The following is a 15645-nucleotide window of genomic DNA, read 5'->3' as shown; positions in this document are numbered from 1 at the left end:
ACGAAAATTGATCTGAAACATTGCCGCGACTCGGGATATAAATCTGCTGGGTCATCGCGAATTATTGTGCCACCGGTTGGCGTTCGACGCTGTGAAGCTGTCCGATAACGGGACTCGCACCTCCAGAAGCTCTGCCCAAATCTGCCATATAAAAGGTTGTATATCCTATGGTTTATATGGATTTACACGATGATGCATCGTGCAAAACTTATCTATGTAGGCCAGATGGTTAACAAAGATTGAAGGCTTTTGCGGGTGTGTGTAGAAAGTAGTCAATCGAAACGGGCTCAACAGAAAACAGTAATAGAGTCGCCGATTGACCTGATCGAGAAACTGAAATCGACAGATCGTGCATGCAGGGGTGCTTTGCGCGCAAAGGGGGTATTATGTACAGTTCAGCTCTTAAGCCATTTGTGTTCAACGCCAGCGATCTGGCGTTCATCCTTAGCCAAATCAATTTTCGCCCGCTGTTTGACGCGGCCGGCAATGCGATCATCAACTGGAACGGGACCGGAGCCATCTTTGACGGCGATGGCAACCAGATTTGGGATGGATATAGTGATCTGCTTGACGCAAACGGCGCTACGCTTTGGGACAATGTCGACGGCGATGATGTCCTGACGGCTGACGAAATTGCGGCCGCCGCGCTCGTGGCACTTGAGCTGTTTGGTCCATCCTATCCGTCCGCGACTTCATCCTATGGTCTGCGCGATGTCACCGGGCTGAACAACAACCTCAATCTGATCAACTCCGCCTATGGAACCGTCGATCAGCCGTTTTTGCGGACGGTCGCCGCGCAATATACCGAAAACAGCCATGGCCACGTCTATGTAGCCGAAGAGGCCGGGTTCGAAACTGGCGTTGATCAAAATGGCAATGCAACCACCGGCGTAGCTTATTGGGCGAACAACGCATTCGCCAACGCCTTTGGTGGAAACACGGGTTTTGCCAGCACCGGTCTGGGTTCAGCCACCACCAACTATTCTATCACGCAGGATCTGACCGACCCGGATAATCCGGTAACCGTTATGGACAATGTGGTAGATTATACTCCGCGCATGATCAGCTTGCTGACGACCACGGGTGGCGTAACCTTCCATCTCGATGGCAACGGCCATATCGATTATACTAACGGCGTAGCATCGGTCGACGATTGGGGCTTGCTGGGAACGCTGGGAATCCAGGATGCGCAGGCGCGCTTTGCAGGCACGCCCGGCGAAGGCGAGTATTTCATCGGGGCGCAGAATCCGGGCGTATCACCGACCAATGGCTGGTTCACTATTTTCGGCCAGTTCTTCGATCACGGCCTCGACTTCATTGACAAGGGTGCTCAGGGCAAAACGATCAAAATTGCATTTGCTGCCAATGATCCGCTCTATGGTGCCACAGGACCCGACGGGCGTCCGGCAACCTCGATCACGGTTGCACGCGCAAATGTTGCTGGCTTTGATGCTGACGGCAATCCCGAATATCTGAACCATACGTCACCCTTTATCGACCAGAGCCAGACATATGGCAGCGATGCAGCGGTTACCGATCTGTTGCGCGAGTGGGTGCTTGACCCTGTCGATGGCAACTGGAAGCCCGGTATGAACCTGCTCAACGGCCATACGCTGGCCACACAGTGGACCAAGCCGGACGGCACGCTGACCAACGAAACGCTGCCGACCCTGAACGAGCTGCGGGCGCATATGATCGAATCCGGTCGAACCGATCTGACCTGGAACGACGTTTTCAACTATGCGAACAGCGGACAGGCGCTGATCCTCGACATGAATCCGCGCTTTGACGAAATCCACTTGATGAAGGGCGACGCCAATCAGGATATTGCCATCGACAACGCCATCGCCTTCCTGGGCGACGTCAACAATGGTGCGATCCGCGCTGGAGACAGCTTCACCCTGTCGGGTGGCACGCTGACCCTGACACTCGGTACCGATCTGGCTGCCGGTCCGCAGACCATTCCGGCTGGAACCTATACTGGCGCCAACGCGTTGATGCTTTGGGTGAATTTCGCGAATTTCAGCGTGATGAGCACTTCAGCAATCGGCAATACGACGACGGGACTTGTCGGCGATGCAGTGGGCACATTGTTGCTCGCATCGGTCGGCGATCACTATATTGCCGGCGATGGTCGTGTGAACGAGAATTTCGGTCTGACCACTGTCCACCATGTCTTCCACGAAGAACATAATTTCCAGATCGAGAATCTGAAAAACACGATCTACAAGGAAGCAGACGCCCGCAACGGTGCAATGGCTGACGGCCAATATGACGCCGAATATATGAAAGACTTCCAGAATTGGGATGCTGCAGGCGTCGGATGGAACGCAGCCACCGGCAATTGGGAAACCAATGACGGCCTTGGCGGCGGTGAAATCGCATGGAACCTTGATGTGATGTTCAACGCGGCCAAACTGACCGTTGAAATGGAATATCAGCATGTTGCGATTGACCAATATGCCCGCACGGTTACGCCCGACATCAAGGAATTTGTCGGCTACACAAACAGTGAAAACCCGACTGTCAGCCTTGAATATGCACAGTCGATTTTCCGCTTTGGCCACTCACAGCTTCGCGAGACGATTGACACAATCGATCCTACCCACGGCCTTACCGGCAAAATCACCGGCTATGCGCTGAAGCTCGCTTTCCTCAACCCCGATGAATATGCGGATCTTGGACCGGCGGCGATCGCATTGGGCATGACCCACCAGCAAGGTAATGAAATCGATGAATTCATTACCCCTGCGTTGAACCAAGGCTTGCTGGGCTTGCCACTCGACCTTGCCGCGATCAATATCGCTCGTGGTCGTGATGTCGGCATTCCGGCGCTTAACGAATTCCGCACAGCTGTTGGCTTGGAAGCATATACCGGCTGGACCGATTTCGGTGCCAATATGGGCCATCCCGACAATCTGGTGAACTTCATTGCAGCCTATTCGTTCGACGGAGACGTGGGCAAGGCGGCTGCGGTCATGGCGCTAAACGAAGGAAACTATGCCGATACCGCTGAAGCCGTCTCGCTAGCCTTGAGCCTTGGCCTTGTCCAAGACGCGATGACAGACGCCGAATTCGAGGCCTATGCCTCTGATTACGCCTTCAACTTTATGAATGGCGGTGATCGCGGCGTTGACATGATCGACACCTGGCTCGGCGGTCTGGCTGAAGTTCATGTCACCGGTGGCTTGTTGGGTGAAACCTTCAACCTGGTCTTTGTTGACCAGATGGAGCGCCTGCAGGATGGTGATCGCTTCTACTATCTCTATCGCTTGGTGAACCAGCAGTTTGCCGACGAAATCGCAGGCGGCCAGTTCAAGGACATTATCGAACGCAACACCGGCCTGACCCATATGGGTGGAAGTGCCTTCTCCTATAATGATCAATATTATGATCTTGGGGCGACGCGAGACGACACCAACACCGTTAACAACAACCATAAATATGGCGATCTGATCAATGTTGTTGGAAATACCAAGGGTATTTACTCCGACGGTGGCAACACACAAAGTCGCGATGGACAGACGATCAACGTCCGCATCACTGATCCAGTGACCGGCGTTGTTACGAACAAGCAGTTTATCCGCGATACCCGCGTCACCGATCCGAATGCTCCTAACGGCGGCCTCGGCATCGATGGCACAGACAATTCGGGCGCGGAATCGACCGAAGTCATTGTCGGCACCAAATATGACGACTTCATCTATGCCCGTGGCGGTGACGACACCGTTTATGGTGATGGCGGTAACGACATCATCTATGGCGGCAACGGCATTGACCGCCTGTATGGTGGCGATGGTAAGGACCGGATCATCGGTGGCGACGGTGCTGAATTGGCCGACGGCGGCGCAGGCGATGACTATATCGCAGGTGACTCCAGTGCCACGGCAGCAGCAGGTGTCGATCAGCTGATGGGCGGCATGGGTAACGATGAAATCCATGGCGGCATCGGTATCGATAAACTCGCAGGCGGTGGCGGCGATGACCGCATCTATGGCGAAGGCGAAACCGATCCGTTCACCCATGGCGGCGACGGCAACGACTTTATCGATGGCGGCATCACCGGCGACAATCTCTACGGCGATAATGGCGATGACGTGATCGTTGGCGGTGCCGATCAAGATATCCTGTACGGCGGCAACGGCGACGACATATTGCGTCCCGGCAATCCATCGCAAGCTCTTGGTGGCGGACCCGACGAGGTATTGGGCGGAGACGGCATCACCGATACCGGCTATGACATGATCGATTTTTCGGACAATGTTGCATCGGCCAATGGCATCGCATTTGACCTGCAAAATCAGGCCAATCCGCAGGTGCAAATTGACGGCACAACGCCAGTTCCCGCATCTACCCAGATCGAAGCTGTTGCCGGATCGGTCAGCAATGACACGCTGACGGGGGATGCCAACGACAACTGGTTGATCGGTGGCACCGGCAGTGACAAGTTCAGCGGCGGCGCAGGCGATGACATCATCATCGGCGGCTCGATGCGGCTTGACGAGGTCATTGGTAAATACCAGACGGCTTACACCCACAATAACAACAACGACAACGCCAACAATCTGCATGCAGAATTGCGCGAGCTGTTCGATGTGAACGGGGATGCTATCGCTGTCTGGGATGGCAACGGCGCGATCTATTCAGCGGCAGCTGCGCAATTGTGGGACGGCATTTTCGATGTCGACACCCCGGATGCCGCAGCAGCGATTGATCAGTTTGCCTACTACACCCAAGAGGAGATGGATTGGCTCTATCAGGGCGCATCCAACCGCGTTGCATGGAACGATGTACTCGACAATAGCGGGCTTATCGATGCCGCTAACGCCCAATTGGGTGGTGCAGATTATGAAAAGCACTTCACCGAAATGCTTCGCACCAAGCTGTTCCAAGACATCAAGCTGGGTGACGGCGGCAGCGATGCCGGCAAAACCGATACGCTGATCCTTGCCGGCAATCGTGCGGACTATCTGGTCGCAGAGGTCACCTATGCTGGACACAGCGTGGTTCGCCTGACCGGAATCGGTGCCCAGGCAGGACAGGGTAGCGACCTTGTCGCCGATGTCGAAAACTTCCGGTTTGAAGATGGCACAGTTGATTTTGCCACTTTGGTTGTGCGCCCGGGAATGTCGGTCGACGATATCAGCGTTGCCGAAGGCAATGCAGGGGTGACCACGGCCACCTTCCGCGTTTCGCTCGATTTCGCAGTCGGAACCGATGTGACCGTCGACTGGGCCAGCGTAGCTGGAACAGCAGCGGCAGGCTCGGACTTCACCGGCGCGGCAGGAACAGTGACGATCCCGGCTGGGCAAACATTCGTCGATGTCACCATCGATGTTGCGGGTGAAACCCTGTTCGAAAATGACGAACAGTTCAGCATCAATCTGAGCAATGCCTCTTATGGCATCGCAATTGCGGATGCGAGCGGAACGGCGACGATTGTCAATGATGATACGGCTCCGTCGATGGCGGTTTCCAACGTGGTAATCGCAGAGGATGGCGGGTCTGCCGAAGTGACGGTTGAACTGACCGAAATTGCGGGCCGCCCGATCGCTATCAACTTTGCGACGGCCATCGGAACCGCGGTATCGCCAGACGACTTTGACGCTACATCGGGGACGCTGGTGTTCGCACCGGGCGTTGCCGCGATGACGGTTACGGTGCCGATCGTGAACGACAACACATATGAGGGCAGCGAAGACTTCACGGTCGCATTGACCAGCAGCGATACCTTCAATGCCTCGCTCAATGCGACCGTTACGATCACACCCGACGGCGATGTACCGCCGGTGGTGTCGATTTCGGATGCTGTCGCGGTATCTGAAGGTGCAGGTGCGGTACTTGAATTCACCGTCTCGCTTTCGGAAGCCTCGGGCCTGCCCGTGACGGTTGACTATGCAACTGCGGACGGTAGCGCCGCTGCTCCCGGCGACTATGCGGGATCGACTGGAACCCTGGTCTTTGCGCCGGGCGAAACCACCAAGACCATTTCGATCACGGTGGCTGATGATGCAGTCTATGAAGCGGCACCAGAATCGGTTTCGGTGAACCTGACTGCGGTTGTCGGCGCAACATTGGGGGCGGTGACGGCAAGCGGTTCGATCAACGACAATGATCCGATGCCGACAATGGCGGTCAGCGACGTCAACTTGGTTGAAGGCGACGCCGGAACGACAAACGCGATGCTGACGGTCACGCTCAGCGGCGTGTCGGCTACGGACACAGTGATCGACTGGGCCACAGCAGGTGGCACCGCAACCGACGGCGTTGACTTTGTCGGCGCTACGGGGTCGCTGACAATTGCGGCCGGTGACACCACTGCCACGATCACCATTCCGGTGAATGGCGACACGCTCTATGAAAATGATGAGAGCCTTGCCGTCAATCTCAGCAGTGCAAACACCGCGAACGCAGTGGCTTCGGCGACGGTAACGATCGCCAATGATGATGCCAAACCGGCGTTGACTGTCGATAGCGTCAATGTCGACGAAGGTGGCGTTGCAACGATCACGGTTTCGATCGATGCGGCCGCTGGCAAGGACATTGTTGTCAACTATGCGGCTGTCGACGGAACGGCGGTGTCGCCCGATGACTATACGCTCGCAGCCGGTTCATTGACTATCCCGGCAGGTTCGACAACCGTAACGCTGGTCGTCAATGCAGCACAGGACACGCTGTTCGAAGGGGTCGAAACCTATTCGGTCAACTTCACCAGCGCGGATACGTCGAACACGGCCGCTTCCACGGCGTCGATCCAGATCGACGTGGCGGATCCGATGCCGCAGGTTTCGATTTCCGATCCTGTTGCAGTAACAGAGGGTGGCGTTCCATCGCTGGTCTTCACGGTCAGTCTGGATAGCGCGTCGGGCTTGCCGGTCACGCTGGACTTTGCAACGGCAGACGGCACGGCCATAGCGGGTGCGGACTATAGCGCAGCCTCAGGCTCGCTAACCTTTGCACCCGGTGAAACGGTCAAGACGATCACTGTGCCGTTGCTCGATGACATGCTCTATGAACCGACGGCAGAAACACTGGCTGTAAATCTGAGCAATGTTGTCGGTGCAAATGTCGCAGATGGCGCCGCAGAAGGCACCATCAACGACAATGATCCGATGCCAACTCTATCAGTTTCGGGTGCTACGATTGCCGAAGGCAATACGGGAACAACCAATCTGGTCTTCACCGTGTCGCTTTCGGGTGCTTCGGCAGCGGCGGTTACCGTCGACTTTGCTACGGCGGATGGCACAGCAACGATTGCCAATAACGACTATCAAAGCCAGTCGGGTTCGCTGACCTTCGCCCCCGGCGAAACCAGCAAAACGGTCACGGTCTTGGTCAATGGCGACATGCAGCTGGAAACCAACGAAACGGTCGCGCTTGCGCTGTCCAATGCCGTTGGCGCGGCAATCGGTGCCGCTTCGGATGCGACGGTGACCAACGATGACAGCTTCAACCTTGTCAATGGCACGGTTGGCCCTGACTCGCTGGTTGGTTCGACCAATCCGGACAATATGACCGGACTTGCCGGTAATGACGTGCTGTTTGGCAGCGCCGGTGCAGACATCCTTGATGGCGGTGCCGATGTAGATACTGCCAACTATAGTGCCGCAACCGGGGCAGTTTATGCCAATCTTGGCGCAAACTTCGTTCGCGAAACGGCGCACACCGCGGGCACGGCAACAACGGGTACGCCCGCTGTGACTACCGACACCCTCGCCAGCATCGAAAATGTTGTGGGCACCGCATTTGGTGACCGTCTGGTCGGCTCGACCGGGAACAACGTCTTCACGCCGGGGTCCGGTGCGGACGTCATCCTTGGCCAGGGTGGCAGCGATACTGTCAACTATGCCGATCGCACGGCTGGCGCCATCTACGCCAACCTGCAGGGCCCGACAGTGCGCGAAACCAACCTGACGGTGGGCACGGCAACAACCGGAACTGCGGCTGTCACAACCGACCAGCTGACTGGCATCAACAATGTTGTTGGAACCGGCTTCGGCGATTTGATTGTTGGCAACAACAGCGCCAACAACTTCCAAGGCGGTGGCGGCAATGACAATATCCAGGGCAATGGCGGCAACGACATTATCGACGGCGGCGACGGTGCTGATAGCATCAACGCTGGCAGCGGTGACGATGTTATCCGACAGGCAAGCACTGGCGGTCGCGACTTTGTGAATGGCAGCACCAATGGTCTGACGGGCGATACGTTTGAGCTTGTTGGCAGTTCGGATGCGGAAAACTTTGTGATCTACACAAGGACTGCCGCAATCGCCGCCGGTTTCGGTGCTGGCTTGAATGCCGCTACCCAGATTGTCGTCACACGACAGGTTGGGGCAGGTGCCGAGGCAGTGATTTCCGAACTGACCGGAATCGAAGAAATCAAGGTGCTGACTTCAAGCGATCCGATAAGCGCATTGGCCGGCAGCAATGCCAACAATCCGACACCCGGATCGACGACGAATGTGGCGGCAAGCGGTGATTCGATCCGTGTGGTTGGCGATTTCACCACTACCAGCTTGCGGTACAACACCATCACCGTTGAAGGCAGCGCGGCGAACGACACAGTCGACATTTCCGCCCTGACTTCGGCGCACCGCGTGGTGTTCAACACCAACGGTGGCGGAGATGCTGTGATCGGTGATATGCGTCCGCAGGATGTGGTCACCGGCTCGCTGCTGGCGTCCGACCTTGGCAGCTTTGCAACCGATCTGTTCAAATCCCAACCTGCCGGTGAAGAGGCGGTTCTGGAAATGGGGCTGGCTCTGGCGGGCGGATTGCTCGGCAACAGGGGTGCCGCTGCGGATTGGGCGGTTCGTGAAGCCAATATGTCGTTTGGTGACCGGTTCGAGCGTGGCCGACAGCTGTTCGACGAAGACGGCAATTGGCTGAAGGGGGCGGCTCTGGTTGCTCAGAAGCCGGCTCTGCTCGATATCGCTGACGAACTTGCTCCGCTGATCCGCCAAGGAAGTTCAAACCTTGCGGCGGGCCTGGGTTCGGATGCTCTGCCATTCGCCCATTCGGCTGAGCAGAACCACTTGGTTAAATTTCAGGATGAAGACAGCTGGGCGTTCCATAGGAACGGCAATCATCACGAAAATCTCTTCTGATGACTCAGTGATGCTTCGCAGGCACCGGATTCTGTTTGGGTCGCGGATCCGGTGCCGACCACAAAATTGGAATCAAGGGAATAGGGGGTTCCAATGCAGTATTTTCAGAAAAAATGGCCAGCTCCGCTGGCCAATGCCTTCGCGGATTGTGTGAAATATTTCAGGTCTAGCGCGGCATTCAGCGCGCTGGTCAATGTCCTGTTTCTCGCGCCGACAATCTACATGATGCAGGTCTATGACCGTGTAGTACCCACCGGCGGAATCGCGACATTGGCCTGGTTGACCGTGGTGCTCACTGCCTCGCTTGCTGTTCTCTCCTCGCTGGACAACGCCCGGTCGAAATTGATGGTGCGGGCATCACTCCGCTTGAATGACGCGCTTTCAGCCAAGATCTTTGAACGGGTTCTGGATCAGGAAAAAACCGGTTCCGGCAAAGCAAAAGCCGCACAGGCGATGCGTGAGTTCGATACGGTGCGTCAAGCGATGGTCGGTCCCGGGCTGATGGCGCTGTTCGATATGCCTTGGACGCCGATTTACCTCATTGTGGCCTTTCTTCTGCATCCCGCGCTTGCACTGCTCATCATTGCAGGCGGCGCGCTCCTCGTTGCTCTCGCGATGCGCAACGAGCGTGCTGTTCGGGAGGGCATGAAGCAATCGCATCAAGCTGTTGCCGGGGCGCATGCCGCGCAAGATATCGTTACGTCGCAGTCCGAACTCGTCCGGGTTCTTGGCATGCGGACAGCAATGGTGAACAGGCAGATCGGTCATCGCAATGAAGGATTGCGCCTTTCGACCATCGCGCAACTCCGCGCTGCGCAGTCAAATTCGGTCGTCAAATTTGTGCGCATGCTGCTTCAATCGCTTGCGCTGGGTCTAGCCGCTTGGCTTGCCGTAGGCGGGCAGATTTCAGCCGGTGCGATTATTGCCGGTTCGGTTCTGCTCAGCCGCGCGTTGCAGCCGATTGAACAGCTGGTTGGCGCATGGCCCCAGTTGATGCAAGCCAAGCAATCGCTCGACACGTTGGTCGACATTTTTGAAACCAGCGCGGATTCCAAAGCCGTGAAGATGCTGTTGCCCGAACCTGCGGGTCACTTGTCGCTCGCCGGGATCGCACTGCGCAATCCGCAACAGACAGCTTTCATCGTCCGGGGCGTGCAATTCGAAGTCAAACCGGGTGAGGTCGTCGGTATATTGGGGCCGTCCGGATCGGGCAAATCCACGTTGGCACGAATCGCAGCCGGGGCAATTTTACCCGATGTCGGCGAAGTGCGTATCGACGGTGCGGAATATGAAAGCTGGGAAAGTGAACGCCTTGCCCGCCATATTGGCTATTTGCCGCAGGATTGCGGGCTATTGCCCGGGACCGTGCTTGAAAATGTCTCTCGTTTTGCGAGCAACATCGGAGAGAGCGCCGAGACGGTGGCTGAACGCGCGGTGAAGGCAGCCAAACTGGCGGGAATTCACGACCTCATTCTAAAATTCCCCGATGGGTACGGAACGGAAATCGGTGCATCAGCATTGCGTCTTTCTGGCGGACAAGCGCAGCGCGTGGCGCTCGCTCGCGCGCTGTACGGGGACCCGAAACTGCTCATCCTGGACGAGCCCAATTCGGCGCTGGATGCCGAAGGCGATCAGGCGCTGGTTCGGACGATTGAGGCAGCGCGTTTGCAGAACCAGGCAATCATCCTGATTTCACACAAACCGCAAATGCTCCAACTTGCCGACCGACTGATCGTAATGGTTGACGGCAGCATTTCGATGCAGGGTTCACGTGAAGAGGTCATAGGAACTCTCAAGGAAGCTGCGGAAAAAACCAATGTCGTCGAGATGAAAAAGGCCTGAGCCGATGAACGACCTGTCAGCATCCCTGTCGCTTGAAGACAGCTTTGAAGAATTGCTTTCGCCCGAAAAGGATTTGCGCAAGGGCTGGTTGATAGCCTCCGGCTTCTTCGTGGTCCTGCTGGGTTGGGCAGCGCTCACACCGCTCGATGCAGGCGCGATGGCGCAAGGTGTGGTCGCCGTTTCCGGCAACCGGCAGGCAGTGCAGCACCGCGATGGCGGGGTTGTGACCGCCATCAACGTCAGCGAAGGGCAGCTCGTCAAAAAGGGTGATCTGCTCGTGACGATTTCGGCGCTGGAGCTGGTTGCGGCGGAAAAGGGGATGGCTGGCGAGATAGCCAATCTGCTGGCAATGCGTTCGAGGCTCGAGGCGGAGCGTGATGGCAAAGGCACGATGGTGCGGCCGGCAGAGTTTGAGGCGATGACCCAACAGGATCTGGTGCTGGCCGAGGAAGCTTTTCATGGCCAGAAATCGCTGTTCGATGCGCGCCGACGTTCGATTGCGTCCGAACGCGACATAATCGGCCAGCAAATTCAGCAATATCGCTCGCAGATCGGTTCGTTCGAACATCAAAGAGAAGCCAATCGGATCCAGCAAGGCCTGATTGGTGACGAACTGAAGGGAATGCAGGAACTGGCCGAACGCGGTTTTGTTGCGAAGAACAGGATCAGGGCAATGGAAAGGGAAGCTGCCCGGCTCGATGGCGATTTTGGTGCTTATAATTCGGAGATCGCAAGATCGTCAGAGGCGATAGGCGAAGCCCGCATGCAGTCGGTTTCGATCGAGCGGCGGACGATCGAGGATGCGGCGACCCAATTGCGTGAAGTGCAAGTGAGGCTGGATGAAGTCATGCCCAAACTGGCTGCTACGCGGGAGCAACTGAAAGCTTCGATGCTTCGCGCGCCTGCAACCGGAAAAGTGGTTGGTTTGAGCATCTTTACCGTGGGCGGCGTTGTTGGCCCCGGTGAGAAGCTGATGGAAATTGTCCCCAACAACCGGGCGCTGGTGGTGGAAGCCAAGGCTTCCCCGAACGACGCCGATGATATCAAGATCGGAATGGAAACGCAGGTCCGCTTCAGCGCTTTGCAGGAAAAAAGCATCCCCATTCTCAACGGCAAGGTGAGCAAAATTTCGGCCGATAGCCTGGAGGATGAGCGCAGCGGCGAGCGTTTCTTCATGGTGGAAGTCACTGTTCCGCCGAGCGAAATGAGCAAAATAGCCAAAATCAGGAACGAGGCACCGTTAAAGGCTGGCTTGCCTGCAGAGGTGATGATTCCACTGCGCAAGCGGACTGCGCTGCAATATCTACTCGAACCGCTGACGCAGATGCTGTGGCGCACTGGTCGCGAAAATTGAGTTTGGAAAAATTGGATTGCAACGAACGCGGCGCATAAGCCCCGCTTGGCTGGAAGCCGGGCGCGGTTTGTGTTCGTTCGGTCCGGTTGCCCATTCCAGAATCGCTTCAGGCGCCAGTCTGGCGCTGAAACCCCTAGCTTCAGTCAAAGCGGCAAAATGGCGGAGACGGAGGGATTCGAACCCTCGGTACCGGATTTACCAGTACGACGGTTTAGCAAACCGTTGGTTTCAGCCACTCACCCACGTCTCCTGCGCGATTGGCGTCGGGGGCCTATAGCGAGCAAGCCATCGGGCTGCAATGCCTATTCCACGCATATCCTTACACGAAAACTGACTCGCTTGGGCGCGAAAGCGACTCGACTCATCGCCCGTTCATTGTGCGCGCCCTAAGCGCGTCGTTAGCCTTTGAAGCTATTATGGAGGATTGCGACTTATGACCGGCCTGTCCCTGCAAAAATTCGGGAGCCGTCTGGCGCTTGCTTTTGCCACATTGTTGCTGGTCGGCTCGCCCGTCAGCGCGCAAATCCAGACTGTAGATCCTAACGACGCGATCGATGCAGACCTGGGCACGCCGCCCAAGGTTGAAACACCGACCGCCACCGACATCCCCACCGATCCGCCTATCGAGGGCGATACCACGGTCGCGCCGGGAATGGAAAGCACAGCAACGCCTGCGACTGTTCCACCAGCTGGAGATCAATCGACCTATCAGGAAGATGACCTCATCGGTGCGGCTGAAGGCGTATTTGGCAAAGGCGCACAGGGTCTCGGCAATCTGATCGAGGACATCCTCAAAAAGCAGGGCAAGCCCAATGGCTATATTGTCGGCCGCGAGGGCGGTGGCGCGCTGGTCGTGGGTTTGCGCTATGGCTCGGGAACGCTGCACCACAAGGTGGAGGGCGAGAAGCCGGTGTACTGGACTGGCCCTTCGATCGGTTTTGACGCAGGTGCCAATGCGGGCAGCACCTTTGTGTTGGTCTATAATCTTTATGATAGCGAAGATCTTTACCGCCGTTTCCCTTCGGGTGAGGGTGTCGCCTATCTGGTGGGCGGGTTCAACGCCAGCTATTTGCGGCGCGGCGATATAGTGTTGATCCCGATCCGCGTTGGCGCCGGGCTGCGACTGGGGGCCAATGTCGGCTATATGAAGTTTTCCAAGAAGCAGCGCTGGCTGCCGTTCTAAAAGAGCCCTTGGGTCGCGCCAAGAAGGGCAAATGGGCGTCCTGCGGGACGCCCTTTTTTTGTCGGTTTGACCGGTGCCGCAACCAATCTAACGCGCGCGAACTTCTTCCATGCGCTTCAGGTAGCGCGCGAGCACGTCGATTTCGAGATTGACCGCCCGTCCCTCAGCCAGTTCGGCGAGCGTGGTGACATCCCATGTGTGCGGGATGATGTTGAGCGTGAAATGCGCGCGGCCATCGCTCGCGTCGGTCACGCTGTTGACCGTCAGCGAAACGCCGTCGACGGTGATTGATCCCTTTTCGGCGATATAGGGAGCGAGCGCAGCGGGGGCAGCGATGGTCACCTTGTGTGAATCGCCAACCGGTTCGACCGACAGCACTTCGCCCACACCATCGACATGGCCTGTTACGATATGCCCGCCCAGCTCATCGCCCACCTTGAGCGCGCGTTCGAGGTTGAGGCGGCGACCTTGGACCCAGAGGCCGCCTGCAGTCTTGCTGACGGTTTCGGCCGAGGCATCGACCGCGAACCAGTCCGCGCCTTTATCAACAACGGTCAGGCAGCAACCCGAACAGGCGATCGATGCGCCGAGGTCAACCCCGCCCATGTCATAACCGCACTGGATGACGAGCCGCAGGTCGCCGCGTTGCTCGGCGGTGGTGATGGTTCCGATATCGGTGACTATGCCTGTGAACATGGGATGGCCTCGTAAACCTCAAACCGGTTGTTGCCAAGCATCCGCGTGTCGGAAAGCTGCCAGCGGCTATGTGCAGCCGCCAGATCGGTCAGGCCGATATCGCCAAGGCAGGGCTTGCCGCCTCCGATGAGGATGGGGGCGCGGTAAAGCATAAGTCGGTCGACCAGCCTCGCGCGCAGGAACGCGCTGGCAGTCTGCGCACCGCCTTCGACAATCAGGCTATTACAATCGAGCGCAGCGATATCTTGCGGAGCGCGGATGACCTCCCACCCCTCGGGTGCGTCGCCGCTGCCGAGCATGATGCGGCGCGGGTTGCGCGCCTCAAGGCCGGGCAGGCGGACGTCGAGTTTGGGGGCATCTGCGCGCACCGTGCCAGCGCCGACCAATATGGCGTCGCAGCGTGCGCGTTCGAGATGGGCATGCGCGCGGGCTGCTTCACCGGTGATCCAACGGCTGCTGCCATCGGCCATCGCGATGCTGCCATCCAATGAGGTAGCGAGCTTGAGCGTTACATGCGGGCGGCCCGTAGTGATGCGCGTCACAAAGCCGGCAAGCCCGGCCCCCGCCTCGGCAGCCATCGCGTCGCGCTCAACCGAAATTCCTGACGCCTTCAGCCGGTCAAAGCCCTTGCCGGCGGTGCGCGGGTCGGGGTCGGTCAGCGCGCCAACGACGCGCGCTGGCTTGGCAGCAACAAGGCTGTCCGTGCAAGCAGGCCCGCGTGCGCTTTCATGTGCGCAGGGTTCCAAGCTGACATAGATGGTCGCCCCTGCCGCTGCGCTTCCGGCCTGTTCGAGTGCAACTGCCTCGGCATGCGGGCGGCCGCCGGGCTGGGTCCAGCCGCGCCCGACGACGACGCCGTCTTTGACGATGATGCAGCCCACCGAAGGGTTATGGCCCGTCCGCCCCTTGCCGCGTTCGGCAAGAGCGATGGCGGCGGCCAACCAGCGCCGGTCTTCTGCCGAGACAGCTATTTCGATGCCCCTACGCGCGCGGCGATCTCGGCCTCGGCCTTGGCGCGGCGTTCGGCGTCGTCTTTCCGGGCCTCGGCGTCGAGTGTCTCGACATCCATGCCCACGGCACTGCCCAAGGCCTTGTAGGCTTCGCGCTCGCGCGCGCGCATCGCGTCCTTTTTCTTCTGATATTCGCGGATCGCGGCGAGGCTCTCCTCAACCGAACGGTCGGCGGGCCCGCTTTCGAAATAGGTGACGGTCGGCGGCGGCGGGGTCGCTTTGTCCATCGCGTCAAAATAAAACATCGCAACGATCGTCGCGGTCGGCACGCAGGCGAGCAGCAGGATCAGCAACCGCCCTCCGCGCTGCTCGCGCATATAGCCGAACAGGTCGGCGACCCCGCCTTTCACAGATGCGTCTTTGAAGAAACTCATTCGGCCTGTGTAGGGATTGCGACGCGCGAATTCCAGTGGGCAAGTTCCCCTCCCGCTTGCGGGAGGGGTTAGGGGA

General features: G+C 57.9%; 7 protein-coding genes and 1 tRNA gene. 4 read left to right on the top strand and 4 right to left on the bottom strand.

Annotation, left to right across the window (positions count from 1 at the left end):
- Positions 1 to 386: 386 nt before the first annotated feature.
- The 3 genes from ABL922_RS10650 to ABL922_RS10640 all read left to right on the top strand — a co-directional run bounded on the left by ABL922_RS10650 (position 387) and on the right by ABL922_RS10640 (position 12306).
- Positions 387 to 9110, top strand: a complete 8724-nt coding sequence (locus tag ABL922_RS10650) for a Calx-beta domain-containing protein (RefSeq protein WP_349024194.1) — start codon at positions 387 to 389, stop codon at positions 9108 to 9110.
- A 93-nt stretch (positions 9111 to 9203) separates the two neighbouring features.
- The gene (locus ABL922_RS10645; protein ID WP_349024193.1) at positions 9204 to 10952 is read left to right on the top strand and encodes a type I secretion system permease/ATPase; all 1749 of its coding nucleotides are present in this window, start codon (positions 9204 to 9206) and stop codon (positions 10950 to 10952) included.
- Between the two features lie 4 nt (positions 10953 to 10956).
- On the top strand, positions 10957 to 12306 hold the full coding sequence (locus tag ABL922_RS10640; protein WP_349024192.1) for an HlyD family type I secretion periplasmic adaptor subunit: 1350 nt from the start codon (positions 10957 to 10959) through the stop codon (positions 12304 to 12306).
- 157 nt (positions 12307 to 12463) lie between these two features.
- On the opposite strand, the gene ABL922_RS10635 is transcribed toward ABL922_RS10640, so the two are convergent.
- Positions 12464 to 12556: transfer RNA gene (locus ABL922_RS10635), tRNA-Ser, on the bottom strand.
- A gap of 183 nt (positions 12557 to 12739) precedes the next feature.
- On the opposite strand from ABL922_RS10635, the gene ABL922_RS10630 reads away from it, so the two are divergent.
- On the top strand, positions 12740 to 13489 hold the full coding sequence (locus ABL922_RS10630; protein ID WP_349024191.1) for a DUF1134 domain-containing protein: 750 nt from the start codon (positions 12740 to 12742) through the stop codon (positions 13487 to 13489).
- A gap of 87 nt (positions 13490 to 13576) precedes the next feature.
- Here ABL922_RS10630 and ABL922_RS10625 read toward each other — a convergent pair whose 3' ends face one another.
- From ABL922_RS10625 to ABL922_RS10615, 3 genes are read right to left on the bottom strand one after another with little or no spacing between them, the layout of a single operon-like run.
- A complete protein-coding gene (locus tag ABL922_RS10625) occupies positions 13577 to 14185 on the bottom strand; it encodes a riboflavin synthase (RefSeq protein WP_349024190.1) in 609 nt (202 codons plus the stop codon).
- Complete coding sequence (ribD, locus tag ABL922_RS10620; protein WP_349024206.1) at positions 14170 to 15156, bottom strand: bifunctional diaminohydroxyphosphoribosylaminopyrimidine deaminase/5-amino-6-(5-phosphoribosylamino)uracil reductase RibD; 987 nt, start codon at positions 15154 to 15156, stop codon at positions 14170 to 14172. Before ribD ends, ABL922_RS10625 begins: the two co-directional genes overlap by 16 nt.
- Entirely contained in the window at positions 15153 to 15569 is a 417-nt protein-coding gene (locus ABL922_RS10615; RefSeq protein ID WP_349024189.1) for a hypothetical protein, read from the bottom strand. Before ABL922_RS10615 ends, ribD begins: the two co-directional genes overlap by 4 nt.
- Between the last annotated feature and the right edge of the window lie 76 nt (positions 15570 to 15645).

The sequence above is a fragment of the Sphingorhabdus sp. genome (assembly GCF_040079335.1).
Taxonomy (GTDB): Bacteria; Pseudomonadota; Alphaproteobacteria; order Sphingomonadales; family Sphingomonadaceae; genus Sphingorhabdus_B.
The sequence above is the reverse complement of the archived record's forward strand: the minus strand, read 5'-3'. Positions and strand labels throughout refer to the sequence as shown.

Excerpts from the sequence above, each read along its gene's own strand:
- ABL922_RS10650 (WP_349024194.1), top strand. The coding sequence starts at position 387 with ATGTACAGTTCAGCTCTTAAGCCATTTGTGTTCAACGCCAGCGATCTG.
- ABL922_RS10645 (WP_349024193.1), top strand. The coding sequence starts at position 9,204 with ATGCAGTATTTTCAGAAAAAATGGCCAGCTCCGCTGGCCAATGCCTTC.
- ABL922_RS10640 (WP_349024192.1), top strand. The coding sequence starts at position 10,957 with ATGAACGACCTGTCAGCATCCCTGTCGCTTGAAGACAGCTTTGAAGAA.
- ABL922_RS10630 (WP_349024191.1), top strand. The coding sequence starts at position 12,740 with ATGACCGGCCTGTCCCTGCAAAAATTCGGGAGCCGTCTGGCGCTTGCT.
- ABL922_RS10625 (WP_349024190.1), bottom strand. The coding sequence starts at position 14,185 with ATGTTCACAGGCATAGTCACCGATATCGGAACCATCACCACCGCCGAG.
- ABL922_RS10615 (WP_349024189.1), bottom strand. The coding sequence starts at position 15,569 with ATGAGTTTCTTCAAAGACGCATCTGTGAAAGGCGGGGTCGCCGACCTG.